This is a genomic window from Aminobacter sp. MET-1 (assembly GCF_026521175.1).
Taxonomy (GTDB): Bacteria; Pseudomonadota; Alphaproteobacteria; order Rhizobiales; family Rhizobiaceae; genus Aminobacter.
Window position 1 is genome coordinate 40,951 of sequence record NZ_JAMSHL010000015.1, and the last position, 23,711, is coordinate 64,661.

The window sequence follows — 23,711 nt, forward strand, 5'->3', positions numbered from 1 at the left end:
TGAAGTGACGAATGTCGATCGAAGTGGTTGTAGGAGGTCGTGGCATTCTGATATCCATTTGGATACAGGATTAGACAAATGGATAAGATATGCGGCGTCGTGTAGCCATCGGAATTCTCGGAACCACGCTTGATGTCGGTGGCCGCGAGGATCGCTGGCAGCGCTGGCGCCCCACCGTGGCGCTGTGCCAGCAGCCGGGGCTGTTCATCGACCGGCTGGAGCTGGTCCACGATGCCCATTCGGCCGGCCTGGCGAAGCAGGTCATTGCCGATATCGGGCAGGTGTCGCCGGCGACCGAAGTCCGCCAGCATGTGATCGCCATGAAGGATCCCTGGGACTTCAGCGAGGTCTATACCGGCCTGCGCGAATTCGCTCATGCCTATCCGTTCGATCCAGAGCGCGAAGACTATCTCGTCAACATCACCACCGGCACGCATGTGGCGCAGATATGCTGGTTCCTCTTGACCGAAGCACGGTTCATTCCGGGGCGGCTGCTGCAGTTGTCGCCGCCGAGGCGGGGAGAGCCGAGGGCCGATTCCTCCGGTGACCATTCGATCATCGATCTCGACCTCTCGCGCTACGATGTGATTGCGACGCGTTTCCAGGCGGAACGAAACGAGGCGACTTCATTTCTGAAATCCGGCATCGCCACCCGCAATGCCGCCTTCAACCAGATGATCGAACGGATCGAGAAGGTGACGATCCGTTCGCGTGCGCCGGTGCTGCTGACGGGGCCGACGGGAGCGGGCAAGTCGCAGCTGGCGAGGCGAATCTACGAGCTGAAGCAGGCGCAGCGGCAGGTGTCGGGCGCCTTCATCGAGGTCAATTGCGCGACCCTGCGCGGCGATCAGGCGATGTCGACGTTGTTCGGCCATGTGAAGGGCGCCTTCACAGGCGCGCACAACGAGCGCGCCGGCCTGATGAAGTCGGCCGACAAAGGCGTTTTGTTTCTCGACGAGATCGGCGAACTTGGGCTGGATGAGCAGGCGATGTGCCTGCGCGCCATCGAGGAAAAGCGTTTCCTGGCGGTTGGCGCCGACAAGGACACGACATCCGATTTCCAGCTGCTGGCGGGAACCAACCGGGATCTTTCGATCGGCGTCCGTGAAGGGCGGTTCCGCGAGGATCTTTTCGCCCGTCTCAATCTCTGGACGTTCCAGTTGCCTGGGCTTGCCGATCGCAAGGAGGACATCGAACCCAATCTGGACTTCGAACTGCGCCGGTTCAGTGAGCGCGAGGGCCAAAATGTGACCTTCAACAAGGAGGCCCGCGCGCTTTATCTGGCCTTCGCCATGGCGCCTGAGGCTTCCTGGAGGGCGAATTTCCGCGACCTGTCGGCTTCGGTCACCCGCATGGCGACGCTGGCGCCGCAAGGGCGGATCAATGAAGAAACCGTGCGCGACGAGATTGCCGGCCTCACCGGATTGTGGCGTGCCGGTTCTGGCATCGATGCGTCGGACGATGTTTTGAGGGACGTGCTGGGGGCGGATGAAGCGGACAGTCTCGACCTTTTCGATCGCGCGCAGTTGGCGGCGGTGCTGAAGGTCTGTCGTGAAAGCAGTTCGCTCAGCGCGGCCGGCCGCGAATTGTTCGCGCAGTCGCGCAAGCTGAAGACCAGCGGCAACGATGCCGACAGGCTGCGCAAATATCTTATGCGCTTCGGCCTGAGCTTCGAGGCGGTCGCTTCCTCCCAGCGCTGATCAGCGCGGCGCGCCGAGCGGCAGCTCCTGCGCGCCGATGACGGCGAGCCAGGCGTAGCCGCGATAGAGCGGGGTGAAGCGGCAGTCGCGTCCGGCTTCCCGTGCCTGTCGCGACGCCTCCCGGGCGAGGCTTTCGCGGGGGGTGACGTGGAATTTGGCGAGCCAGCGGTGCAGCAGGCCGCGGAACCAGCCGGGCAGCCGCTCCTGCTGGCCGAAATCGACGATGTGCAGCGAGCCATTGGTTGCAGCGAGACCGGCGGCGATCGTGCTCTCCCAGCCGGGGATCATCGACAGCGAATAAGACACGAACACGCGGTCGAAGCTTTTGCGCGCAAACAGCGCCTCGGCATCGAAAGCGGTGGCGTCTGCCTGGGCGAGCGTGATTCTGTCCTGCAGGCCGGCCTTGGCGATTGCAGCGCGCGCAGTGACCAGCATCTCGGCCGAGATGTCGAGCCCGTAGAAATGCGCCTCGGGATAGCGGCGGGCCGCGAGGATCAGGTTGCGGCCGGTGCCGCAGCCGAGCTCGAGCACCGTGCCGCCAGGCGGCGGCGCGAGTTCCGCAATCATGCGGTCGCGGCCGAGCAGGTAGTATTTGCGGGTCAGGTCGTAGATGTGGCGCTGGTGCCGGTAGACCTGGTCCATCAGGCCGGAATGGCCGACCGAAAGCTCCGGCGCGCTCATGCCGGCTTCTTCACATAGAGGTGGAAGCCGCCATAGATCGCCGAGCGGTCGCGGGCGGTGTAGTGCAGCGACTGGTCCGCTTCGTAGTGCCACTGGCCGAGCAGGGCAGGCGACAGCCGGCCGGGCAGCAGGCTGGGCTCGGCGGCGGTGCGGAAGATGACGCGGGCGCCAGCGGCGGCGGTGCGGGTGATCTCGGTCCACAGCGCGTTGAGCTGGGCGTCGCTCATCCAGTCCTGGGCGTCGAGAAGCACGTAGCGGTCGACCGAGCCTGCGTCCTTGGCGGCGAGATGCTCGGTGAAGTTGGCGTGGTGGACTGCCACGCGGTCGGCATTGACGCGGATCGTTGCGTAGTTCGCCTGGTCGAGATAGGCGGGCAGGGCTGCCTCGCCCGGCTTGGGATAACGACGGGCAAAAGCCTGCCAGGCGAAATAATTGTCTTCCAGCGGGAAGTCGCAGGCGAGTTTTTCGAGCCGCGTCCTGAGCACGCCGGCCATCGAGCCGTCGCCTGAGGTCAGCAGCGAGTCGTATTGTGCCGGCGGAATGCCGAGGCCGAAAAGCGACGATTTGCGCGAGGTGACGAAGCGCAGCAGGCGGCGCTCGAACACCGGCGCCAGCCTTTCGTCGAAGAAGCGGCGCTGCTCTGCGCGGCCGCGGGCGATCATGATCTCGGCCGGGTTGACGCCATAGAGCTTGGCGACGCGGTGGCCGGCGGCGATGAACAGGCCGAGCAGGCCGGTCTTGTAGAAATTGCCGTCGAAGGTGGCGATGCGGCGCTTGCCGCGCCAGTTGCGGCTTTCCCAGTAGGTGCGGCTGGCCGCGTCCAGATTGGGGGCGATGAAGCGGTCATAGGCATGCGAGTTGTGGCCGATGCCGGCCTCGCCGAAGAAGCGGAACAGGTCGGCCTGCGAGGGCAGGTGGCGAACGGCGGCCAGCTTCATCTTGTTGAGGGCGATGTGAGCGCCGTTGAGGTCGACGGCGTCGATCCGGGCCGGCGAGCGGGTCAGGTAGGCGAGGATGTTGCAGCCGCCCGAGGCGATGGTGACGATGCGGTGGCCCTCGGCGAGCTCCATGGCCTCCATGTCGACATCGGGGTCTTCCCAGATCTGCGGATAGACCAGGCCCGAGAACAGAAGGGCAAAGAGCCGTTCGGAAAGGCCTTCCTTCGAAAGGGCGCGGTTCTGGTAGACCGCCTTTCCAACCTTCTTGCCGCGACGAAAGACAAGTTCTCCGGAAACGTCGGTCATGGAAATGCGATTCCCCGCTTCGTTGTTGGGCGCAGCGGGTAACGCACCGGCATGACAGCGCGGTGACGGGCGCATGACGCGGCTGCGACATACTTCGATCGGGGCTTCGATCGGGCCCCGATCCGGGCTCTGATGTGACATGGCGACACCGAACGTGAAGCAACCCATCCGGAGCCGGAGCATTCTTTCCCCGACGGCCCGCCTGTCGGGCGCATCAGCGAAGGAGATACATCATGAAGAAACTCATTCTCGCGTCGGCCGCCGCCGTAGCACTTCTGACCGTTGCGGCATGCAGCGACAGCACGGACAAGACGACGACGCAGAGCGTCGAGCAGCCTTCAGCGACACAGCCTGCGCCGATGACGCCGGCGCCTGCGACGCCTGAGGCAGCCAAGCCGCCGGCAACCGACAACACGACCACGCAGGGCATCACGCCTTCACCCGATACCGGGTCGGGCACGATGCAGAACAGCGAGCCGATGCAGCCCAAGCCAGTCGAGCCGGCAGCCCCCGCGCAGTAATTCGGCGGGAGGAGGAGAGGCCGGAGCAGACGCTCCGGCCTCTTTCATTGGGGCCGGCCGCTTGCATTCTCTTTCGGGAAGGTCAGCGCGAAACGCGCGCCCGCCTGCCCAGGGCGACGATGGCGATGACGCCCAGGGCGAACAGCAGCGTATGTGCGCCGACATGTTCGCCAAGCAGGAAAGCGGAGATCGCCAGCGTGACGAAGGACTGCAGCAGCTGAACCTGGCTGACGCGGGCAATGCCGCCCATACCGAGGCCGACGTTCCAGGCGAAGAAGCCGAGGAACATCGAGCCGAAGCTCAGATAGAAGAATGAAAATGCCTGTGCCGGGGAAGCATTGGCGAATTCAGGATGCCAGCTCCACAACGCTCCGGGGATCGAGACTGGCGCTGTCAGGATCAGCGACCAGCAGATGACCTCCCAACCGGGCATGCGGCGCGACAGCTTGCCTGACACGACATAACCAAGGCTCGCCGACAGCGCCGCGAGGAACAGGAACAGGTCGCCGCTTGAAAGTTGCATGCCGTTGTCGCTGATGGCGAAGGTGACGACGAGAGCCGCACCCGCCACGCCGCAAACCCAGAACAACGCCGATGGCCGCTCGCCGCCGATGATGGCGGCAAAGATGCTGGTGGTCAGCGGCAGGACGCCGAGAACCACCCCGCCATGCGAGGCAGGCACAGTCTGCAAGGCGATGGATGAGAAGATCGGGAAGCCGAAGACCAGAAGCAGGCCGGCGAGGAACAAGGCCGGCGCATCGCCTTTCGGAAACCGCCTGCGCAGGATCAGGAGCAGAAGGGCTGCGGCGAGAGAGGCCATGGCGGCGCGGCCATGGGTGACGAACCATGGCGAAAAATGTGTCAGGGCGACACGCGTTGCCGGCAAGGTGCCGCCGAAAATGACGACGCCGAGCGTGCCAAGCGCCAGGCCGATCGTTTCGCGCGATATGGCTGAGCCGGTTTGGGTGGTGTTGCGTGCATCCATGGGCGCAAGGGTTAGCGGGCCTCGGCGCTTACGTCGCGGAATTTCCGTTGGTCCAGAATTTTGGTCCAGATCTACTTCGGTCGGATCTGCTTCGGCCAGATCGTTTTCAGAGTGTTGCCGACAAAAGTTATGCCTGCGGTACGAAGCCGTCTCGCATTTGCGAAGGTTTCATCCTAAGAAGCGGCCATGTCGATTTGGGACCGTCTCGGCGATTTCATTGCGCGTATCTCGGTGTCTGCCGCCAACGGCGTCGCCGATGTCGTGGAGGCCGTGCGCACCGTATTCTCGGGCGATGCGGAAACGCGCCGCCGGGTGGCGTTCTCAGTGGCGATGATCGCCCTGTCAGCCAAGATGGCGAAGGCCGACGGCGTGGTCTCGCAGGCCGAGATCAGGGCCTTCTACGAAATATTCGCGGTGCCGCCGGAGCATGCGCGCGATGTGGCGCGGCTCTACGAGATCGCCCAGCAGGACGTCGCCGGCTTCGAGTTCTATGCCGAGCGCATGGCCAAGCTCTGCGGTTCCGGGCATGCCAATTGCGGCATGCTGGAGGACATTCTCGACGGGCTGTTCCATATCGCCAAGGCCGATGGGCTGATGCATCAGTGCGAAGGCTCGTTCCTGCACAAGGTGTCGCAGATCTTCCGCATCGACGAAGTGCATTACCAGACGATCCTGGCGCGTCATCTCGATCTCGGCGACGCCGACCCGTATCGCGTGCTGGGCATCGAGCGCGGCAAATCCTTCGAGGATGTGCGCAAGCACTATCGCAAGCTGGTCGCCAACAACCATCCCGACAAGCTGATCGCGCGCGGTCTGCCCGAAGAGTTCATTCGCATCGCAACGACCCGCATTGCTGCGATCAACGCCGCCTACGAGATGATCGAAAGGGGGCTCCGGCACGCATGAGCGGTTTCCTGCCCGATCATCCGCATGCCGAGGTGAGGGTTTCGCCCAACTTCGGACCGCGGCGCGACGGCATGAGACCCGACATGATCGTGCTGCACTATACCGGCATGGAGACCGGCGACGGCGCCGAAGCCTGGCTGTGCAATCCGGCAAGCGAAGTGTCGTCGCATTACCTCGTCCACGAGGACGGGCGGATCGTGCAGATGGTGCGCGAGAGCGACCGAGCCTGGCATGCCGGCAAAAGCTCCTGGCGGGGCCTGACCGACGTGAATTCGGCATCGATCGGCATCGAGATCGTCAATCCGGGGCACACGCTCGGCTATCGCCGCTTTCCCAAGCGCCAAATGCAGGCAGTGGCAAGGCTTTGCCAGGGGATCATCGCCCGCCATGCGATCGTGCCGGAACGTGTCCTTGCCCACTCGGATGTGGCGCTCGGCCGCAAAATCGACCCGGGCGAACTGTTCCCGTGGCGCAGTCTGCACGGTTCGGGCATCGGTCATTGGGTCGCACCTTCACCACGTCGCGGGCACGACACGCTGCGTCCCGGCGACGCCGGGGATGCGGTCGAGGAGCTGCAATCGATGCTCGCGCTCTATGGCTACGGCGTCGAAATCACCGGCCAGTTCGACCCGCAGACAGCGGTAACTATCCAAGCTTTTCAACGACATTTCCGGACAAGCTGCGTTGACGGGGTGGCCGATCGGTCGACGATTTCGACGCTGCGCCGGCTGCTTGCCGCACTCCCCGATGGGCTTGACGACTAGTTCAGGTTGATTCGACAAGGTTACAACCTGTCACCCAATGTGAATTGCCCGGACATTTTTCCCGCCAGTTCCCTCGGCAAATGCATCGCCGTGCAAGGCGCCGGCTAAATCCTGTCAACGCTCCGAAGAGAGCTCCCGGCGTCAGGAAGGGATGCTGCGCGATCATTTCGCGCGGCCTGTCGAGAACAAGGATAACATGAAGTATTTGACCGTTGTTGCGGTGGCTGTTGCCGCCGGCCTGACTTCTTTTGCCGCAAACGCCCAGGGCGGCGCTGTCAAGGCCTCGAAGACGATCATCACCCAGAGCAAAAAGACCGCCAAGATCGAAGAGAAGAAGGCAGACGAATGCCCCTATCTGTTTGGCTGCTCCAAGAAGGCTGAAATCGACACGTTCACCACTGCGTCCATCGCCGGCAAGGGCGCCAGGAACATCAAGGACCAGGCCGCGAAGGCTGCAAACGCAGCCACGACGACCAGGGCAAACGGCAAGCCTTATGGCGAGATCGTCGCCCGCTACGCATCCGCCTACGGCGTTCCGGTTTCGCTGGCGCATGCCGTCATCAGCGTCGAGAGCAACTATCGTCCGAACACGCGTGGCCGGGCTGGCGAAATCGGCCTGATGCAGATCAAGCCGGCGACGGCGCGCATGATGGGCTACAGCGGCTCGTCCAAGGGCCTGTTCAACCCGGAGACCAACATCAAGTTCGGCATGCTCTATCTTGCCAAGGCGCATGAACTGAGCGGCGGCACCACTTGCGGAACGATCCTGAAGTACAATGCCGGCCATGGCGCCAAGCGCATGAACCCGGTTTCCGCGGCCTATTGCAAGAAGGTCCAGGCCCGCATCGGCGGCTAGAGTGCGGTGCGCCCGAACGGGCGCACAAAGTTCGCTTCAAGTGCTTGAAACTACGCATCGTGCTTTCCGAAAATCGGTTCCGATTTTCGGGCCGATGCGCCGATACCCGATGGAGCCTGGCGGCTCGTGCGACAGGCGAACGTTTTCGTTTGCCTTTTGCCGCGCGAACCCTTTTATACGCCCTGCCAGCTGGCCGGGCGGCCGCACGCGCAATTGTCGAAAGGCAGCGCGTGAGGAAAGTCCGGGCTCCATGGATACACGGTGCCGGTTAATGGCCGGCGGGGGCGACCCCAGGGAAAGTGCCACAGAAAGCAAACCGCCGCGGTTTCCGCGGTAAGGGTGAAAGGGTGGGGTAAGAGCCCACCGCGCGACTGGCAACAGGAGCGGCACGGTAAACCCCACCGGGAGCAAAACCGAATAGGGGTGGTGCGAGGGGAAACCCTCAGGGCTGTTTCCGGCTCACCGCCCGGGTAGGTTGCGTGAGGCGCATGGCAACATGCGTCCAAGAAGAATGGCCGCCACGTTTCCGTGCCGCAAGGTGCGGGGGCCATACAGAACCCGGCTTATAGGCCAGCTGGCGCTGCCTTTCTGCTGCATGTTCAGGGCGTTCGGGTGCTTTCCGCGCATTTCGAATCAAGCGCCGGGCCGGCTTTCGGTCGGCGCATCGCTTGGAAATCCTGTGGAACCAACCGCATTCCAGCCCGGCCGGTCGTGCGATGAGCCCGGGGACGGCACAGTCTGTTGCAGACGGGCGCGTTGACATCCTGCAAGGCCGTTGCGACATCCCGGCAGGCGACATGTCGCGCTGGCGGCTGTCAGCCGCCCAGCCGGTCCAGCGATGCCTTCATTGCCGCCCAGAGTTCCTCCACCGGCTCGCAGCCGACCGACAGCCGGACGAAGCCCGGCGTAACGGCATCGCCGCGGCGCAGCCGGCGTTCGGCGACGGTGTGCACGCCACCGAAGGAGGTGGCTGCGTGCATCAGCTCGCAGCCATTGATGAAGTTTTCCGCCCGTTCTTCCGAGCCCAGGTCGAAGCTGATGAGGAAACCGAAGCGATCCATCTGGACACGCGCCAGATTGTGCGAGGGATCGCCCTCAAGGCCGGGAAAACGCAAGGCGGAGACCGCAGGGTGGGCCTTGAGGCGCGGGGCGAGAATCTCGGCCGACGAGCACATGCGATCGAAGCGCATTTCCAGTGTTTCCAGTCCGCGATGCACGAGCCATGCCTCGAACGGACCGGGGATGCCGCCGGCATTCTGGCGCCATTCGGTGACGGCGGCAATGATCTCGGGGCTGCGGCTGGCGACATGGCCGAACAGCACGTCGGAATGGCCGTTGGGCGCCTTGGTGTCGGCGGCCACGACGATGTCGGCGCCGAGGTCGAGGGGGCGCTGGCCGAACGGCGTCATCGTGGTGTTGTCGACGATCAGCAGGCCGCCTGCCGCATGCACCGCGGCGGCGACCGCTTCGATGTCGCAGATGTCGAGCGTCGGGTTGGATGGGCTTTCGATGAAGACGAGGCGATAACCCTCGAAGCTGCCATCAAGAAAGGTCGCCGTCGGGCGGACGTCGGTCTTGACGCCGAAGGCGCCGAGGAAGCGGTCCGCCAGGATGCGCGTCGTGTGGTAGCCGTCGGAGGCGACGAGGATGCGGTCGCCGCTCTTGAGCAGGGCGAAGAAGGCTGCCGAAATTGCCGCCATTCCTGAAGGAAAGCCGACGCAGGGCGCGCCTTCGAGATGTCCAAGCATCTCTTCGGTAGCCGACCAGTTGGCGTTGCTGAAACGTCCATACTGATTGTGGCCGGTGGCGTCGCCGGGTGCGTGGTAGATCGAGGCCATGGTCAGCGGAACCGGGATCGGATCGCCGACCGACAGCTTCGAACGGCGCAGGTGGGCGAGGGTTGCGGCGCGGGCCTTCATGGTCTCGGACATGATCTGCGGTCTCTCCCTGGCAGTCAGAAGACGCCTCAACGCTAGGCCCCAGGTGCTTGCGCGGCAAGATGAAAAGCCACTCCTGCATTATGCCACGTAAGACTTCGTTAGCCTTAAGGGATCATAAAAATCGGGATGCCGCGAAAGGCCCCGAAAGGGTGGTTGCGACGTCGTTGTGTGCCCAGTTCCCGTTGACGCCCATATTGGCCCATGATATCCCAAATCGGTAACCATGATTTCGTTTCAGTAAAGGGTAGGGCGTTCGCCGGACCGGTAGCCGCGGCGGCTGCGGGTCGCGACCTATTTGCTGACTGCAGGGATTTTCAGGGCTTGCGATTTTGGCCGGACCATCAGGGTTCGGCCGTGACGACGAGGGGCGCGGCCGCAACGGCCGGATCAAGCGATGGACCGGTTTCTCTCGAGTGCGGTGAACAGGATCGATGCGAAGGGGCGGGTCTCCGTTCCGGCGCATTTCCGTGCCGTATTGCAGAAGCGCGGCTACCAGGAACTCTATGCGCTGAGGGCGCTGGACGTTCCGGCGCTGGATGTCGGCGGGCTCGATCTTCTCGACCGCTACGAACAGCGCATCGCGCAAGAGGATCCATTCCTGCAGACGGCGGACGACATGTCCTTCTTCGTGCATGGCGACAGCACTTTCCTGAAACTCGATCAGGATGGGCGTATCTCGGTCTCGGATTTCCTGCGGGAGCATACGGGCATCACGACCGATGTGGCCTTTGTCGGTCGCGGACAGTTTTTTCAGATGTGGGAGCCGGAGCGGCTGCGCGCCTATGGCGCGGACGTGCGTGCCCGGCTTTCGAAGCTTCGGCAGGGGACGAAGCCTGGGGAGCAACCGGAATGATGGCAGGCCACGGCGACGACCATCACGCTGACGGCGGACCGGCCCGCCACATTCCGGTTCTCCTCGCCGAAGTCCTTGCGGCGCTTCATCCGGCTGAGGGCGAAGTGCATGTCGATGGCACTTTTGGCGCTGGCGGCTACACCAGGGCGATCCTGCAGACGGGCGCTTCGGTTGTCGCCATCGATCGCGATCCTGATGCGATCGCTGCAGGCAGGGCGCTCGAAAGCCAGTCCGGCGGCAAGCTGCGGCTGGTTCAGGCGCCGTTCTCCAGCCTCGACGAGCATGTCGACCAGGTCGATGGCGTCGTGCTCGACATCGGCGTTTCGTCCATGCAGCTCGATCAGGCCGAGCGCGGCTTTTCCTTCCGCGCCGACGGCCCGCTGGACATGCGCATGGCGCAGGCCGGCGCCAGTGCCGCCGACGTGGTCAACCGTTTCAAGGCGGGCGATCTCGCCCGCATCTTCGGCTTCCTCGGCGAGGAGCGTCATGCCGGCCGTATCGCCCGTATGATCGAGAGCCGCCGCGACAAGCGCCCGTTCGAACGCACGCTCGACCTTGCCGACGCCATCGAGACGCATATCGGGCGCGCGCCCAAGGACAAGATCCATCCGGCGACGCGCGTGTTCCAGGCGCTGCGCATCTACGTCAATGACGAGCTGGGCGAACTGGCGCGGGCGCTGTTTGCTGCCGAGCGCGCGCTGAAGCCCGGCGGACGCCTCGTCGTGGTGACCTTCCATTCGCTCGAGGACCGCATCGTCAAGCGCTTCATCACCGACCGTTCGAGCGCGCCGTCGCGGTCGCGCTACATGCCGGAACTCGAGGTGATTGCCACCACCTTCACCAAGGCTGGCGGGGCGGTGGGCCCAAGCGACGCCGAGACTGCCATCAACCCGCGTGCCCGTTCGGCCAAGCTGCGGGCTGCCGTGCGCACCGCCGTTGCGCCGCGCGGCGAAGACTTTTCCATCTTCGGACTTCCGAAGCTCCCCGACGTCGGTCAGTCGGGAGAAAGGTGAACCATGTTCCGCACCAGCGACATAATCCTGATCGCCGCGATGGTCGGGGCCGCGGCCTTCACCTACCAGACCAAGCATGAGGCCGAGAACCGGCTCGAGGCGGTGCGCAAGATCGAGGCGCAGATCCGCTACGAGGAAGACACCATCGACCTGCTTAAGGCCGACTGGAGCCTTCTGACCCAGCCGGCGCGGCTTCAGAAGCTCGCCCAGGCCTATCAGTCGGAACTGAAGCTGGACCCGGTGGATGCGCGCCAGATCGTCAATCTCAAGGACCTGCCGGTTCGTGAACTGACGATCGAGGACCTGACCCGGACCGGCGGCATGGCCGCAGCAGGCACCGACCAGACCGTTACCGGAGGCATCGCTCGATGATCGGCTTGTTCGGCAGGAAGCGCATCAAGGTCAAGACCGAGACCGCGATCGTCGTCGACAGCGCCCGCAAGGCGACCGGCGGGCGAACGCGCAACCGCGTCATCATGACGATGGCCGTGTTCTTCGGCATCTACGCCACCATTGCCGGGCGTCTCGTCTATCTCGGCATGCTCGACCCCGATACATCGGCCGGGCCGGAATCCCGCATCACCGCCTCGCGCCCCGACATCGTCGACCGCAACGGCGAGGTTCTTGCCACCGACATCAAGACGGCCTCGCTGTTTGCCGAGCCGCGCCGCATCGTCGACGCCGACGAGGCCATCGAAAAGCTGTCGACGGTGCTGCCCGACCTCAATGTCGAGCAGACCTACAACAAGCTGAAGAGCGGTACGGGCTTCGTCTGGCTGAAGCGCCAGCTGACGCCGAAGCAGCAGGCCGAGATCATGGCGCTCGGCATTCCCGGCATCGCGTTCCGCACCGAAAAGCGCCGCTTCTATCCGGGCGGCGAGACGACGTCCTACATCGTCGGCCTGACCAATATCGACAACAAGGGCATTTCCGGTCTCGAGAAGTATATCGACGACCAGGGCCTTGCCGACCTGCAGGCCTCGGGCCTTGCGGTTGCCAAGGACCTCAAGCCTGTCCGTCTGTCGATCGACCTGCGCGTCCAGCACATCGTGCGCGACGAGATCCAGGCGGCGATGGAAAAGTACCGCGCTGTGGCTGCCGGTGCTGTCGTGATCAACGTCAAGACAGGCGAAATCCTCGCCATGGGCTCGGTGCCCGACTTCGATCCCAACAATCCGTTCAACGCCCAGGACAAGGACCGGCTGAACCGCATGTCGGCCGGCCTGTTCGAGATGGGCTCGACCATCAAGAGCTTCACCACGGCAATGGCGCTGGATTCGGGCAAGATGTCGCTCAACAGCACCGTTGATGCCAGCCGCCCGCTGACCATCGGCCGCCAGACCATCCGCGACTTCCACGGCAAGGGCCGGGTGCTGACGGTGCCGGAAGTGTTCATCTTCTCGTCCAACATCGGTTCGGCCAAGGAGGCCGACGTCGTCGGCATCGAGGGACACCGCGAGTTCCTCAAGCGTCTCGGCCTGCTCGACCGCCTGCAGACCGAGCTTCCGGAATCGGCGCGTCCCACCGAGCCGAAGGTCTGGAAGAAGGTGCACTCGATCACCGCTGCGTTCGGCCACGGCTTCTCGACGACGCCGCTGCAGACGGCAGCCGGTGCGGTCGCGCTGATGAATGGCGGCCGCTACATGATACCGACCTTCCTGCCGCGCACCCTAGAAGAGGCGATGGCCGTCTCGACCAAGGTGGTGAGCGACCAGACCAGCGCCGACATGCGCTATCTCTATAACCTGAACGCGACGGCCCCCGGTGGTTCCGGCAAGCGCGGTACGGTTCCCGGTTATCGCGTCGGCGGCAAGACCGGAACGGCCGAAAAGGTCGTCAACGGGCGCTATTCGAAGGAAAAGAACTTCAACGCCTTCCTCGCTGCCTTCCCGATGGACGATCCCCAATATCTGGTGCTGACCATCATCGACGAACCGAAGATGGAAGGGTCCACCCGTTCGGCCACGGCCGGCTTCACTGCCGCGCCGATGGTGTCCAACATTATCCGGCGTTCGGCGTCCCTGCTTGGCGTAAAGCCAGAATTCGGCCAAGAAGGTGCGGCAACGCTGGCTTCCTACCCTTGATTCCATGGGCGCGCCTGCGGGGCGCGCCAATTGTTTGTAGCGAACGGACCTCAATGAAACTGATAGACCTTGCCGGTGTCCTGCCTGTCGATGGGCTCAATCCCAACGATGTAGAGGTGAGCGGGGTGTCGTCGGATTCCAGGCAAGTCGTGCCCGGAACCGTGTTTTTTGCCGTTGCCGGCAGCAAGGCCGATGGCGCCGCCTATGCCGGGGATGCCGCCAGGCGCGGTGCGCTGGCCGTCGTGGCTGCCAGGGGCGCCGAACTCGGCTCCATCGGCGTGCCGGTGATTTCGGTCGACGATCCGCGCCAGGCGCTGGCGCTCAGCGCCGCCAAGTTCTTTGGCCGCCAGCCCGAAACCATGGTGGCCGTGACCGGCACCAGCGGCAAGACGTCGGTCGCAGCCTTTACCCGCCAGATCTGGGAGCGGGCGGGTTATGCCGCTGCCAGCATCGGCACGACGGGCGTCGTCGCGCCGGGCCGCAACGAATACGGCCAGCTGACGACGCCGGATCCGGTGGCGCTGCACAGGCTGTTGGCCGAACTTGCCAATGCAGGCGTGACCCATGCGTCGATGGAGGCTTCAAGCCACGGCCTCGACCAGCGCCGGCTGGATGGCGTTCAGCTCGCCGCCGCAGGCTTCACCAATCTCGGTCGCGACCACATGGATTACCATCCGACGGTCGAGGATTACCACCGCGCCAAGCTGCGCCTGTTCGACACGCTGCTGCCCAAGGGCGCGCCGGCGGTGATCTTTGCCGACGATGCCTGGTCGCAGCCGACGGTCGACGCGGCCCGCGCCGCAGGTCTCAAGGTGCTGACGGTCGGACGTCATGGCGATTTCCTCAGCCTCAAGCGCGTCGAGCATGAACGCCATCGCCAGCGCGCCGAAATCGAATGCGGCGGCACGATCTATGAGATCGACCTGCCGCTGGCCGGCGACTTCCAGGTTGCCAATTCGCTGGTGGCGGCAGGCCTCGCGATTGCGACGGGCACCGATGTCGCCAAGGCACTGTCGGCGCTCGAGCATCTCAAGGGGGCGCCGGGCCGTCTCGACCTCGTCGGCACTACGTCTTCGGGCGCCCCCGTCTATGTCGACTACGCCCATAAGCCCGATGCGCTGGAGAATGTGCTCGCCTCGGTGCGGCCGTTCACGACCGGCCGCGTCGTCGTGGTGTTCGGCTGCGGCGGCGACCGCGACCGCGGCAAGCGGCCGATCATGGGCGAGATCGCGACCCGACTGGCCGACATCACGATCGTCACCGACGACAATCCGCGCTCCGAGGTGCCCGAGACCATCCGCGCCGCCATCATGGCTGCAGCACCCGGCGCCATCGAGATCGGCGACCGCCGCAAGGCGATCCATGAGGCGGTGGCGCTGCTGCGCGAGGGCGACACGCTGATCGTGGCCGGCAAGGGCCATGAAGAGGGCCAGACCGTCGGCTCCGAGACGCTGCATTTCTCCGACCATGAAGAAGTGCGCAAGGCGCTCGGAGAGGCTGCATGAGCCTGCTCTGGACCTCCGAGGCTCTCGTCGAGGCGACGGGCGGCAGGCCGCTGGGCCAGATGCCCGAGGGCATATCGGGCATTTCCATCGACAGCCGCACTCTGAAGCCGGGCGAAGCGTTCTTCGCCATCAAGGGCGAGGCGATGGACGGCCACGACTTTGCCACCGCAGCCGTCAAGGCCGGGGCAGGGCTGCTGATCGTCGCCGAAGGCAAGCTGCCGGCACTGGGACGGCTGACCGCGCCGATGATCGTGGTGCCCGACGTGCTGGTCGCGCTCGAAAAGCTCGGCATCGCCGCGCGGGCGCGCTCGCGGGCCCGGATCGTCGCCGTCACAGGTTCGGTCGGCAAGACCAGCACCAAGGAAGCCCTGCGCCACGGGCTGTCCTCGGTCGGCAAGGTGCATGCCTCGGTTGCGTCGTTCAACAACCATTGGGGCGTGCCGCTGACGCTGGCGCGCATGCCCGCCGACAGCGACTACGCCGTGTTCGAGATCGGCATGAACCATCCGGGCGAGATCAGCCCGCTGGTGCGCATGGTCCGCCCGCATGTCGCGATCGTCACCTTGATTGCCGCAGCGCATCTTGGCTTCTTCCGCAGTCTCGACGAGATCGCCAAGGCCAAGGCCGAGATCTTCGAAGGCGTCGAACCTGGCGGTGCTGTGCTGCTCAACCGCGACGACGGCCGCTTCAAATTGCTCGAAAAGCTGGCCCAGACTGCCGGCGTCGAGGATATTCTCGGCTTCGGCGAGGATGCGAAGGCCGAGTATCGCCTGCTGAAATGCACGCTCGAGGCCGATCACTCGATGATCGTCGCCCGTATCGGTGGCCGCGATATCCAGGCCCGCATCGGCGCGCCCGGCCGCCATATCGTCCAGAATGCGCTGGCCGTGCTTGGTGCGGCGCATCTGTGCGGCGCCGACGTGCCGACGGTGGCGACCGCACTCGCTTCGATGTCGGCCGAAAGCGGGCGCGGCAAGCGCCACCTGCTGCAACTGCCTGACGGTCCGGTGACGCTGATCGACGAAAGCTACAACGCCAATCCGGCATCGATGAAGGCTGCGATCGAGCTTCTGGACGCCACGCCGGTGTCCGGAAACGGCCGCCGCATCGCGGTGCTTGGCGACATGCTGGAGCTGGGCGACCATTCGGCCAAGTTGCATTCCGGCCTCGCCGACCTTATCAGCTCAACGCGCACCGACCTTGTGCTCATGGCCGGGCCTGAAATGAAGGCGCTCGCCGATACGCTGCCCGAGGGGATCAGGGCCGAGTATCGCAGCGGTGTCGAGGACCTGAAGCCGCTTCTGCTTGAAACGCTTCGGCCCGGCGATGCCGTCATGATCAAGTCGTCGAAAGGCATCGGCTTTTCGCGCCTGGTCGAGGCGATGATCAAGACTTTCCCGGCTCATGCCGGCAACACCACACAGACCTGACCGGGTCTCGGGGGACGGATACGTATGCTAACTTTGCTTGTCGATTTCGCGGACAAGGTGTCGTTCTTCAACGTCTTCCGCTACATCACCTTTCGAACCGGCGGCGCGCTGATCACCTCGGCGCTGATCGTCTTCATCTTCGGGCCGGCGATCATCAACGCGCTGCGCCTGAGGCAGGGCAAGGGCCAGCCGATCCGCGCCGACGGCCCGCAGACCCATTTCAAGAAAGCCGGCACGCCGACCATGGGCGGCCTGATGATCCTTTGTGGCATCATCGGCTCGACGCTTTTGTGGGCCAACATCGCCTCTGTCTATGTATGGGTGGTGCTGTTCGTCACGCTCGGCTTCGGCGCCATCGGCTTTTATGACGACTATCTCAAGGTCACCAAGCAATCGCATCTCGGCCTGTCCGGCAAGGCGCGCCTGGGCATCGAATTCGTGATCGCCGGCATCGCCGCCTGGATCATCATGCACAACGGCCAGGCGCCGTTCTCGTCGTCGCTGACCTTCCCGTTCATCAAGGACCTGCTGCTCAATCTCGGCTGGTTCTTCATTCCGTTCTCCTGCTTCGTCATCGTCGGCGCCGGCAACGCGGTGAACCTGACCGACGGCCTCGACGGTCTCGCTATCGTGCCGATCATGATCGCGGCAGCATCCTTCGGCGTGATCGCCTACCTCTCGGGTAACGCCGTCTTCGCCGAATATCTGCAGATCCACTTCGTGCCCGGCACCGGTGAGCTTGCCGTCATCCTTGGCGCGGTCATCGGTGCGGGCCTCGGCTTCCTGTGGTTCAACGCGCCGCCCGCCGCCATCTTCATGGGCGACACCGGCTCGCTCGCACTTGGCGGTCTCATCGGCACGGTTGCGGTCGCCACCAAGCACGAGATCGTCATGGCTATCGTCGGCGGCCTGTTCGTGATGGAGGCGCTGTCGGTCATCATCCAGGTCGGCTTCTTCAAGATGACGGGCCGGCGCGTCTTCCTGATGGCGCCGATCCACCACCATTTCGAGAAACTGGGGTGGACCGAAAGCCAGGTCGTCATCCGCTTCTGGATCATCGCCGTCATCCTGGCGCTGATCGGTCTTTCCACCCTCAAGCTGCGCTGAGGCCCGCCATGATCCCCGCCACCTCATTTCAGGGCAAGCGAGTAGCGCTCTTCGGGCTGGGCGGTTCGGGGATTGCGACAGCGCGTGCGCTCGCGGCCGGCGGCGCCGACATCGTGGCGTGGGACGACAATCCCGAAAGCGTAGCCAAGGCAGCGAGCGAAGGCATCGCCACCGCCGACCTGCGCGGCATCGAATGGGCCGGCATCGCCTCCTTCGTGCTGTCGCCCGGCGTACCGCTGACCCACCCCAAGCCGCACTGGACCGTCGAGCTTGCGCGCGGGGCCGGCGTCGAGGTCATCGGCGACATCGAACTGTTTGCGCGCGAACGCATCGCCACTGCCCCGACAGCGCCGTTCATTGCCATCACCGGCACCAACGGCAAGTCGACGACTACGGCACTGACGGCGCACATCCTGCAGTCGGCCGGCCGCGACACGCAGATGGGCGGCAATATCGGCCGCGCAGTCATGACGCTCGATCCGCCTCGGGCCGACCGCCACTATGTCGTCGAGTGCTCGTCCTACCAGATCGACCTTGCGCCATCGATCAATCCGACGGCGGGTATCCTGCTCAACCTGACGCCCGACCATCTCGACCGGCATGGCACCATGCAGCACTATGCTTCGATCAAGGAGCGGCTGGTGGCGGGCAGCGACACCGCCATCATCGGCGTCGACGACGTCTATTGCGCCCAGATCGCCGACAGGCTGGAGCGGGTGGGCAAGGATGTCGTCCGCATTTCTAAGCGACTGCCGCTGACCGACGGTTATTTCGCCGACGGCACCGACATCATGGAAGCGATCGACGGCCGCTACAGCCGCATCGCCTTCCTCGAAGGCATCGGCTCGCTGCGCGGTCAGCACAACGCCCAGAACGCGCTCGCAGCCGTGGTCGCCTGCCTGAAGGTCGGTCTCGACCTCGGCGAGATCCAGGCCGGGCTGGAAGGCTTTCCAGGCCTTGCCCATCGCATGGAGCAGGTCGGGCGCAAGGGGCACGTGCTGTTCGTCAACGATTCCAAGGCGACCAATGCGGATGCGGCGGCACCCGCGCTGTCGAGCTTCCCGCGCGTCTACTGGATCGCCGGCGGGCTGCCCAAGGAGGGCGGCATCGAGCCGCTGCGCAGCTTCTTCCCGCGCATCGCGCGGGCCTATCTGATCGGCGAGGCGGCACCGGCCTTTGCGGCGACGCTGGGCGAGGCGGCACCTTACGAGATATCGGGCACGCTGGCGGCGGCGGTCGAGCATGCCGCCGAGGATGCGGCCAAGGACGACAGCGGCGAGGCGGTGGTTCTGCTCTCGCCGGCCTGCGCCAGCTTTGACCAGTTCAAGAACTTCGAAATTCGCGGCGAAGCCTTCAGGCAAGCTGTGAATGCTATTGATGGCGTCAGCGCTATCGGAGGGGCAAGGTAATGGCTAGCCGTCTCGACAGAAGTCCCGTCGCACTGTGGTGGTGGACGGTCGATCGCTGGTTCCTGGCGGCGTTCCTGTCGCTGATGGGGCTGGGCATCGTGCTTTCATTCGCCGCAAGCCCTGCGGTCGCCGAGCGCATCGGCCTCGGCAGCTTCCACTTCGCCACGCGCCAGATCATCTTCACGCTGCCGGCGGCGGCGGTGATGATCGCAGTGTCGTTCCTCGATTCCCGGCAGATCAGGCGCATGGCGCTGGTCATGCTCGGCATCATGCTGGTGATGATGGTGGCGGTGCTGTTCATCGGCGTCGAGGTCAAGGGCGCGCGGCGCTGGGTGTCGCTCGCCGGCGTCTCGATCCAGCCGTCGGAGTTCCTGAAGCCGGCCTTCGTCGTCATCTGCGCCTGGCTGTTTGCCGAACATGACCGCCAGCCCGACATTCCCGGCAACCTGTTTGCCATGATCCTGCTCGGCCTCGTCGTTGCGCTGCTGGTGGCGCAGCCCGATCTTGGCCAGACCATGCTGGTGCTCGGCACCTGGGGCGTGATGTTCTTCATGGCCGGCATGTCGTGGTTCTGGATCATCGCGCTCGGCATGACCGGCGTCGGCGGCCTGGCTGCGGCCTACACCATCTTCCCGCATGTCGCCGGCCGCATCGACCGTTTCGTCACCGGCGAGGGCGACACCTTCCAGGTCGACATGGGCCGCGATGCCATCATCAATGGCGGCTGGTTCGGCGTCGGACCGGGCGAGGGCACGGTCAAGCGGGTCATCCCCGACAGCCATGCCGACTTCGTGTTCTCGGTGGCCGGCGAGGAGTTCGGCATCATCCTGTGCCTGATCATCATGGCGATCTTCGCCTTCATCGTGCTGCGCGGCCTGCGCACGGCACTGCGCGAGCATGACGACTTCACCCGCTATGCGGTTGCCGGCCTCGTTGTCGTCTTCGGCCTGCAGTCGGTCATCAATATGGGCGTGAACCTGCAGCTGATGCCGGCCAAGGGCATGACGCTGCCCTTCATCTCCTATGGCGGCTCGTCGCTGATCGCCATCGCCATATCGATGGGCATGGTGCTGGCGCTGACCCGCAAGAAGCCGGAGAAGTTCCGCCCGACCGGCTACGCGTCCATGCAGCGAAACCCGCTGCCAGCCGAGTAAGATATGACCAAAGGTACCATCATGCTTGCCGCCGGCGGGACCGGCGGCCATCTGTTTCCGGCCGAAGCGCTGGCGCATGAGCTTGCGTCGCGCGGCTGGCAAGTGCATCTCGCCACGGACGACCGGGCCGAGCGTTTCGCCGGCAAGTTTCCGGCGACGGCGATCCATCCGATCAAGTCCTCGACCATCGGTTCCAAGAACCCGATTGCGCTGGCGCGCGCGTTCTGGAGCATCTGGAGCGGCGTGCGCCAGGCATCCCAGGTGATCGCCAGGATCAAGCCTTCGGTCGTCATCGGCTTCGGCGGTTATCCGACCCTGCCGCCGCTCTATGCCGCGACCCGGCGCGGCGTGCCTGCCATGGTGCATGAGCAGAACGCGGTGATGGGCCGCGCCAACAAGGCGCTGGCCAGCAAGGTCGACGCCATTGCCGGCGGCTTCCTGCCCGAGAATGCGGGCGCCAACAGCGCCAAGATCGTGGTGACGGGCAATCCGGTGCGACCGGCGGTGATCGAGGCTGCGAAGATGCCCTACGTGGCTTCCGGCGGCATGGACCAGTTCAACCTCTTGGTCTTCGGCGGCAGCCAGGGCGCCCAGTTCTTCTCCGAGGCTATGCCGGCGGCGATCGCGCTGCTGCCGGAGGAGCAGCGCAAGCGGCTGCACGTCACCCAGCAGGCGCGCAAGGAAGATGCCGACAAGGTCAAGGCAGCCTATGCCGATCTCGGCATCGCCGCCGACGTGTCGCCCTTCTTCACCGACATGGCTGAGCGTATGGCCGCAGCCCAGCTTGTGATCTCGCGCTCGGGCGCGTCGACCGTTTCCGAGATTTCGGTCATCGGTCGCCCGGCGCTGCTGGTGCCTTACCCTTATGCGCTCGACCATGATCAGGCGGCGAATGCCGCGCGGCTGGCGGCGGCTGGCGGCGGCGAAGTGCATCCGCAGGCGACGCTTTCGGCCCAGCGCATCGCCGAGCTTTTGGGCGACGCGATGAGCGATCCGACGCGGCTTTCGACCATGGCCGCTGCCGCAAAGTCAGTCGGCAAAGCGGATGCCACCAGGTTGCTCGCCGACCTCGCAGAGGCTATTGCGTCCAAAACGCCCGTTTCGGAATTCAAGAAGGGAGTGCGGTCATGAAGATGCCGCAGACCATCGGCCTCGTGCATTTCATCGGCATTGGCGGCATCGGCATGAGCGGCATCGCCGAGGTGCTGCACAATCTCGGCTACAAGGTGCAGGGCTCCGACCAGTCCGACAGCGCCAATGTCCAGCGCCTGCGTGCCAAGGGCATCGAGTGCTTTGTCGGTCACAAGGCCGAGAACCTTGGCGACGCCGAGGTGATCGTGGTTTCGACCGCGATCAAGAAGACCAATCCCGAGCTCATGGCGGCGCGCGAGAAGCTGCTGCCCGTCGTGCGCCGCGCCGAGATGCTGGCCGAACTGATGCGCTTCCGCAATGCGGTCGCCATCGGCGGCACCCACGGCAAGACGACGACGACCTCGATGGTGGCGACGCTGCTCGACGCCGGCGGGCTCGATCCGACCGTCATCAATGGTGGCATCATCAACGCCTACGGCACCAATGCCCGCATGGGCGAGGGCGAGTGGATGGTGGTCGAGGCCGACGAGAGCGACGGCACCTTCCTCAAGCTGCCGGCCGACATTGCCGTGGTCACCAATATCGACCCCGAGCATCTCGACCATTACGGCACCTTCGACAAGGTGCGTGAGGCGTTCCGCCAGTTCGTCGAGAACGTACCGTTCTACGGCTTCGGCGTCATGTGCACCGACCACCCCGAAGTGCAGGCGCTGGTCAGCCACATCGAGGACCGCCGCGTCATCACCTATGGCGAAAACACCCAGGCCGACGTGCGTTTCACCAACCACCGCATGGACGGCGCAGTTTCGGTCTTCGACGTGGTGATCCGCAACCGCAAGTCGGCGTCGTCGAGTGTCATCGAGGGCCTGCGCCTGCCGATGCCGGGCCGCCATAACGTCTCCAATGCCACGGCTGCCATCGCTGTCGCCACCGAACTCGGCATTTCGGCCGAGGCGGTGAAGCGCGGGCTGTCGTCCTTCGGCGGCGTCAAGCGCCGCTTCACGCACACGGGCGCCTGGAACGGCGTCGAGGTGTTCGACGACTACGGCCACCATCCGGTCGAGATCAAGGCCGTGCTGCGCGCCGCGCGCGAGGCGACCAAGGGCCGCGTCATCGCCATTGCCCAGCCGCACCGCTTCACCCGCTTGCGCGATCTGTTCGACGACTTCTCGGCCTGCTTCAACGACGCGGACACGGTCATGGTCGCACCCGTCTATGCAGCCGGGGAGGATGCCATCGACGGCATCAACTCCGAGTCGCTCGTGTCGCGCATCCGTGCGGGCGGCCATCGTGACGCCCGCCACATCGAGGGTCCGGCCTCGATCGCGCCCGTGGTGCGCGATCTGGCCAAGCCTGGCGATTTCGTCGTCTTCCTCGGCGCCGGCAACATCACCCAGTGGGCCTATGCGTTGCCGGGCGAACTGTCAGGGGGCGGGGCGTGACCGGTGGAGGCGAGGCGCTGATCGCAAAGCTCGGGGGTCGTCTATCGAGCCTGCGCGGGCGGCTGACGCCCAATGCCGAGATGGAAAAGATCACCTGGTTCCGCGCCGGCGGCATCGCCGACGCGCTGTTCCAGCCGGCCGACGAGGAAGACCTCGCCGATTTCCTCAGGGCGGTGCCCGAGGAGATCCCGGTTCTGGTCGTCGGCATCGGCTCCAACCTGTTGGTGCGCGAAGGCGGTATTCCCGGCTTCGTGGTGCGCCTTTCGGCCAAGGGGTTCGGCGAAGCGACCGCAATCTCGCCGACGGGAATCGCGGCGGGTGCTGCGACGCCCGACAAGCGCGTGGCCGCGCTTGCGCATGACAGCGGCATCGGCGGCTTCCATTTCTATCACGGCATCCCCGGCGCCATCGGTGGGGCGCTGCGCATGAATGCGGGCGCCAACGGCGTCGAGACGCGCGAGCGTGTCGTCGAAGTCCGTGCGCTCGACCGCAAGGGCAACCTGCATGTGCTGTCGAATGCCGATATGGGCTACAGCTATCGCCATTCGTCGGCCGCTGCCGACCTGATCTTCACCTCGGCGACCTTCGAGGGATATGCCGAGGACAAGGACGCCATCAAGGCGGCGATGGATGCGGTCCAGCATCATCGCGAGACGGTGCAGCCGATCCGCGAAAAGACCGGCGGCTCGACCTTCAAGAATCCCGAGGGCACTTCTGCCTGGAAGGAAATCGACAAGGCCGGCTGCCGCGGGCTGATGATCGGCGGCGCGCAGATGTCGCCGATGCACTGCAACTTCATGATCAATACGGGCACGGCCACCGGCTACGATCTCGAATATCTCGGCGAGACGGTGCGCAGCCGCGTGCTCGAGAATTCGGGCATTCGCCTGCAGTGGGAAATCAAGCGCATCGGTCAGTTCAAGCCGGGCCACGAAGTGCAGGAGTTTTTGGGGCAAATGCTTTAGGCGCCTCGCTTGGCTGCATCGCGATTGCCATTTCAAGCCCTCGGCGCGCCTGCGCCGGGG

Annotated in this window: 21 protein-coding genes and 1 other RNA gene; 18 read left to right on the forward strand and 4 right to left on the reverse strand. The window is 64.8% G+C overall.

The window, feature by feature from the left end:
• Window positions 1-89: 89 nt before the first annotated feature.
• Window positions 90-1,700: an RNA repair transcriptional activator RtcR gene (gene rtcR, locus NDO48_RS19860; protein ID WP_018428607.1), complete on the forward strand. Its 1,611-nt coding sequence runs from the start codon at window positions 90-92 to the stop codon at window positions 1,698-1,700.
• On the opposite strand, the gene NDO48_RS19865 is transcribed toward rtcR, so the two are convergent.
• Together NDO48_RS19865 and NDO48_RS19870 are read right to left on the reverse strand one after the other, a co-directional pair.
• Complete coding sequence (locus NDO48_RS19865; protein ID WP_267322204.1) at window positions 1,701-2,381, reverse strand: class I SAM-dependent methyltransferase; 681 nt, start codon at window positions 2,379-2,381, stop codon at window positions 1,701-1,703.
• Window positions 2,378-3,625 carry a DUF3419 family protein gene (locus NDO48_RS19870; protein WP_267322205.1) on the reverse strand — a complete coding sequence of 416 codons (1,248 nt, stop codon included), beginning with the start codon at window positions 3,623-3,625 and terminating at the stop codon, window positions 2,378-2,380. Before NDO48_RS19870 ends, NDO48_RS19865 begins: the two co-directional genes overlap by 4 nt.
• A 233-nt stretch (window positions 3,626-3,858) precedes the next feature.
• Between NDO48_RS19870 and NDO48_RS19875 the strand changes: the two genes are divergently transcribed.
• On the forward strand, window positions 3,859-4,146 hold the full coding sequence (locus NDO48_RS19875) for a hypothetical protein (protein WP_267322206.1): 288 nt from the start codon (window positions 3,859-3,861) through the stop codon (window positions 4,144-4,146).
• An 82-nt stretch (window positions 4,147-4,228) separates the two neighbouring features.
• On the opposite strand, the gene NDO48_RS19880 is transcribed toward NDO48_RS19875, so the two are convergent.
• Window positions 4,229-5,131: a DMT family transporter gene (locus tag NDO48_RS19880; protein ID WP_267322207.1), complete on the reverse strand. Its 903-nt coding sequence runs from the start codon at window positions 5,129-5,131 to the stop codon at window positions 4,229-4,231.
• A gap of 186 nt (window positions 5,132-5,317) precedes the next feature.
• On the opposite strand from NDO48_RS19880, the gene NDO48_RS19885 reads away from it, so the two are divergent.
• From NDO48_RS19885 to rnpB, 4 genes are all read left to right on the forward strand, one after another.
• Entirely contained in the window at window positions 5,318-6,037 is a 720-nt protein-coding gene (locus tag NDO48_RS19885; protein WP_018428602.1) for a J domain-containing protein, read from the forward strand.
• A complete protein-coding gene (locus NDO48_RS19890; protein WP_267322208.1) occupies window positions 6,034-6,801 on the forward strand; it encodes an N-acetylmuramoyl-L-alanine amidase in 768 nt (255 codons plus the stop codon). The genes NDO48_RS19885 and NDO48_RS19890 overlap by 4 nt, the downstream gene beginning before the upstream one ends.
• A 196-nt stretch (window positions 6,802-6,997) precedes the next feature.
• Window positions 6,998-7,657 carry a lytic transglycosylase domain-containing protein gene (locus NDO48_RS19895; RefSeq protein WP_026227317.1) on the forward strand — a complete coding sequence of 220 codons (660 nt, stop codon included), beginning with the start codon at window positions 6,998-7,000 and terminating at the stop codon, window positions 7,655-7,657.
• 185 nt (window positions 7,658-7,842) lie between these two features.
• Window positions 7,843-8,239: RNase P RNA component class A (rnpB, locus tag NDO48_RS19900), an RNA gene on the forward strand.
• A gap of 233 nt (window positions 8,240-8,472) precedes the next feature.
• Here the strand turns inward: rnpB and NDO48_RS19905 are convergent.
• Window positions 8,473-9,588 carry a cystathionine gamma-lyase gene (locus tag NDO48_RS19905; protein ID WP_018428599.1) on the reverse strand — a complete coding sequence of 372 codons (1,116 nt, stop codon included), beginning with the start codon at window positions 9,586-9,588 and terminating at the stop codon, window positions 8,473-8,475.
• 403 nt (window positions 9,589-9,991) lie between these two features.
• Between NDO48_RS19905 and mraZ the strand changes: the two genes are divergently transcribed.
• Genes mraZ through murB form a run of 12 tightly spaced genes read left to right on the forward strand, consistent with a single transcriptional unit; the run spans window position 9,992 to window position 23,651 of the window.
• Window positions 9,992-10,450: a division/cell wall cluster transcriptional repressor MraZ gene (gene mraZ, locus NDO48_RS19910; RefSeq protein ID WP_026227316.1), complete on the forward strand. Its 459-nt coding sequence runs from the start codon at window positions 9,992-9,994 to the stop codon at window positions 10,448-10,450.
• On the forward strand, window positions 10,447-11,463 hold the full coding sequence (rsmH, locus tag NDO48_RS19915) for a 16S rRNA (cytosine(1402)-N(4))-methyltransferase RsmH (RefSeq protein WP_267322209.1): 1,017 nt from the start codon (window positions 10,447-10,449) through the stop codon (window positions 11,461-11,463). The genes mraZ and rsmH overlap by 4 nt, the downstream gene beginning before the upstream one ends.
• Before the next feature lie 3 nt (window positions 11,464-11,466).
• On the forward strand, window positions 11,467-11,835 hold the full coding sequence (gene ftsL / locus NDO48_RS19920; protein ID WP_018428596.1) for a cell division protein FtsL: 369 nt from the start codon (window positions 11,467-11,469) through the stop codon (window positions 11,833-11,835).
• Window positions 11,832-13,547 (forward strand): peptidoglycan D,D-transpeptidase FtsI family protein, encoded by a 1,716-nt coding sequence (locus tag NDO48_RS19925; protein WP_018428595.1) that lies wholly within the window; start codon window positions 11,832-11,834, stop codon window positions 13,545-13,547. Before ftsL ends, NDO48_RS19925 begins: the two co-directional genes overlap by 4 nt.
• A 53-nt stretch (window positions 13,548-13,600) precedes the next feature.
• The gene (locus NDO48_RS19930; protein WP_018428594.1) at window positions 13,601-15,052 is read left to right on the forward strand and encodes a UDP-N-acetylmuramoyl-L-alanyl-D-glutamate--2,6-diaminopimelate ligase; all 1,452 of its coding nucleotides are present in this window, start codon (window positions 13,601-13,603) and stop codon (window positions 15,050-15,052) included.
• A complete protein-coding gene (locus tag NDO48_RS19935) occupies window positions 15,049-16,482 on the forward strand; it encodes a UDP-N-acetylmuramoylalanyl-D-glutamyl-2,6-diaminopimelate--D-alanyl-D-alanine ligase (protein WP_018428593.1) in 1,434 nt (477 codons plus the stop codon). Before NDO48_RS19930 ends, NDO48_RS19935 begins: the two co-directional genes overlap by 4 nt.
• Window positions 16,483-16,506: 24 nt before the next feature.
• Window positions 16,507-17,589 carry a phospho-N-acetylmuramoyl-pentapeptide-transferase gene (gene mraY, locus NDO48_RS19940; RefSeq protein ID WP_026227315.1) on the forward strand — a complete coding sequence of 361 codons (1,083 nt, stop codon included), beginning with the start codon at window positions 16,507-16,509 and terminating at the stop codon, window positions 17,587-17,589.
• An 8-nt stretch (window positions 17,590-17,597) separates the two neighbouring features.
• The gene (murD, locus tag NDO48_RS19945; protein ID WP_018428591.1) at window positions 17,598-18,998 is read left to right on the forward strand and encodes a UDP-N-acetylmuramoyl-L-alanine--D-glutamate ligase; all 1,401 of its coding nucleotides are present in this window, start codon (window positions 17,598-17,600) and stop codon (window positions 18,996-18,998) included.
• Window positions 18,998-20,152: a putative lipid II flippase FtsW gene (ftsW, locus tag NDO48_RS19950; RefSeq protein WP_018428590.1), complete on the forward strand. Its 1,155-nt coding sequence runs from the start codon at window positions 18,998-19,000 to the stop codon at window positions 20,150-20,152. Before murD ends, ftsW begins: the two co-directional genes overlap by 1 nt.
• A gap of 3 nt (window positions 20,153-20,155) precedes the next feature.
• Entirely contained in the window at window positions 20,156-21,283 is a 1,128-nt protein-coding gene (gene murG / locus NDO48_RS19955) for an undecaprenyldiphospho-muramoylpentapeptide beta-N-acetylglucosaminyltransferase (protein ID WP_018428589.1), read from the forward strand.
• A complete protein-coding gene (gene murC / locus NDO48_RS19960; RefSeq protein ID WP_267322210.1) occupies window positions 21,280-22,686 on the forward strand; it encodes a UDP-N-acetylmuramate--L-alanine ligase in 1,407 nt (468 codons plus the stop codon). Before murG ends, murC begins: the two co-directional genes overlap by 4 nt.
• Window positions 22,683-23,651: a UDP-N-acetylmuramate dehydrogenase gene (gene murB / locus NDO48_RS19965; RefSeq protein WP_267322211.1), complete on the forward strand. Its 969-nt coding sequence runs from the start codon at window positions 22,683-22,685 to the stop codon at window positions 23,649-23,651. The genes murC and murB overlap by 4 nt, the downstream gene beginning before the upstream one ends.
• Window positions 23,652-23,711 lie beyond the last annotated feature (60 nt).

Excerpts from the sequence above, each read along its gene's own strand:
- mraZ (WP_026227316.1), top strand. The coding sequence starts at position 9,992 with ATGGACCGGTTTCTCTCGAGTGCGGTGAACAGGATCGATGCGAAGGGG.
- murC (WP_267322210.1), top strand. The coding sequence starts at position 21,280 with ATGAAGATGCCGCAGACCATCGGCCTCGTGCATTTCATCGGCATTGGC.
- NDO48_RS19870 (WP_267322205.1), bottom strand. The coding sequence starts at position 3,625 with ATGACCGACGTTTCCGGAGAACTTGTCTTTCGTCGCGGCAAGAAGGTT.
- NDO48_RS19895 (WP_026227317.1), top strand. The coding sequence starts at position 6,998 with ATGAAGTATTTGACCGTTGTTGCGGTGGCTGTTGCCGCCGGCCTGACT.
- rtcR (WP_018428607.1), top strand. The coding sequence starts at position 90 with ATGCGGCGTCGTGTAGCCATCGGAATTCTCGGAACCACGCTTGATGTC.
- ftsL (WP_018428596.1), top strand. The coding sequence starts at position 11,467 with ATGTTCCGCACCAGCGACATAATCCTGATCGCCGCGATGGTCGGGGCC.
- mraY (WP_026227315.1), top strand. The coding sequence starts at position 16,507 with ATGCTAACTTTGCTTGTCGATTTCGCGGACAAGGTGTCGTTCTTCAAC.
- rsmH (WP_267322209.1), top strand. The coding sequence starts at position 10,447 with ATGATGGCAGGCCACGGCGACGACCATCACGCTGACGGCGGACCGGCC.
- NDO48_RS19935 (WP_018428593.1), top strand. The coding sequence starts at position 15,049 with ATGAGCCTGCTCTGGACCTCCGAGGCTCTCGTCGAGGCGACGGGCGGC.
- NDO48_RS19930 (WP_018428594.1), top strand. The coding sequence starts at position 13,601 with ATGAAACTGATAGACCTTGCCGGTGTCCTGCCTGTCGATGGGCTCAAT.
- NDO48_RS19905 (WP_018428599.1), bottom strand. The coding sequence starts at position 9,588 with ATGTCCGAGACCATGAAGGCCCGCGCCGCAACCCTCGCCCACCTGCGC.
- NDO48_RS19925 (WP_018428595.1), top strand. The coding sequence starts at position 11,832 with ATGATCGGCTTGTTCGGCAGGAAGCGCATCAAGGTCAAGACCGAGACC.
- NDO48_RS19885 (WP_018428602.1), top strand. The coding sequence starts at position 5,318 with ATGTCGATTTGGGACCGTCTCGGCGATTTCATTGCGCGTATCTCGGTG.
- NDO48_RS19880 (WP_267322207.1), bottom strand. The coding sequence starts at position 5,131 with ATGGATGCACGCAACACCACCCAAACCGGCTCAGCCATATCGCGCGAA.
- murG (WP_018428589.1), top strand. The coding sequence starts at position 20,156 with ATGACCAAAGGTACCATCATGCTTGCCGCCGGCGGGACCGGCGGCCAT.
- NDO48_RS19865 (WP_267322204.1), bottom strand. The coding sequence starts at position 2,381 with ATGAGCGCGCCGGAGCTTTCGGTCGGCCATTCCGGCCTGATGGACCAG.
- ftsW (WP_018428590.1), top strand. The coding sequence starts at position 18,998 with ATGGCTAGCCGTCTCGACAGAAGTCCCGTCGCACTGTGGTGGTGGACG.
- murD (WP_018428591.1), top strand. The coding sequence starts at position 17,598 with ATGATCCCCGCCACCTCATTTCAGGGCAAGCGAGTAGCGCTCTTCGGG.
- NDO48_RS19875 (WP_267322206.1), top strand. The coding sequence starts at position 3,859 with ATGAAGAAACTCATTCTCGCGTCGGCCGCCGCCGTAGCACTTCTGACC.
- NDO48_RS19890 (WP_267322208.1), top strand. The coding sequence starts at position 6,034 with ATGAGCGGTTTCCTGCCCGATCATCCGCATGCCGAGGTGAGGGTTTCG.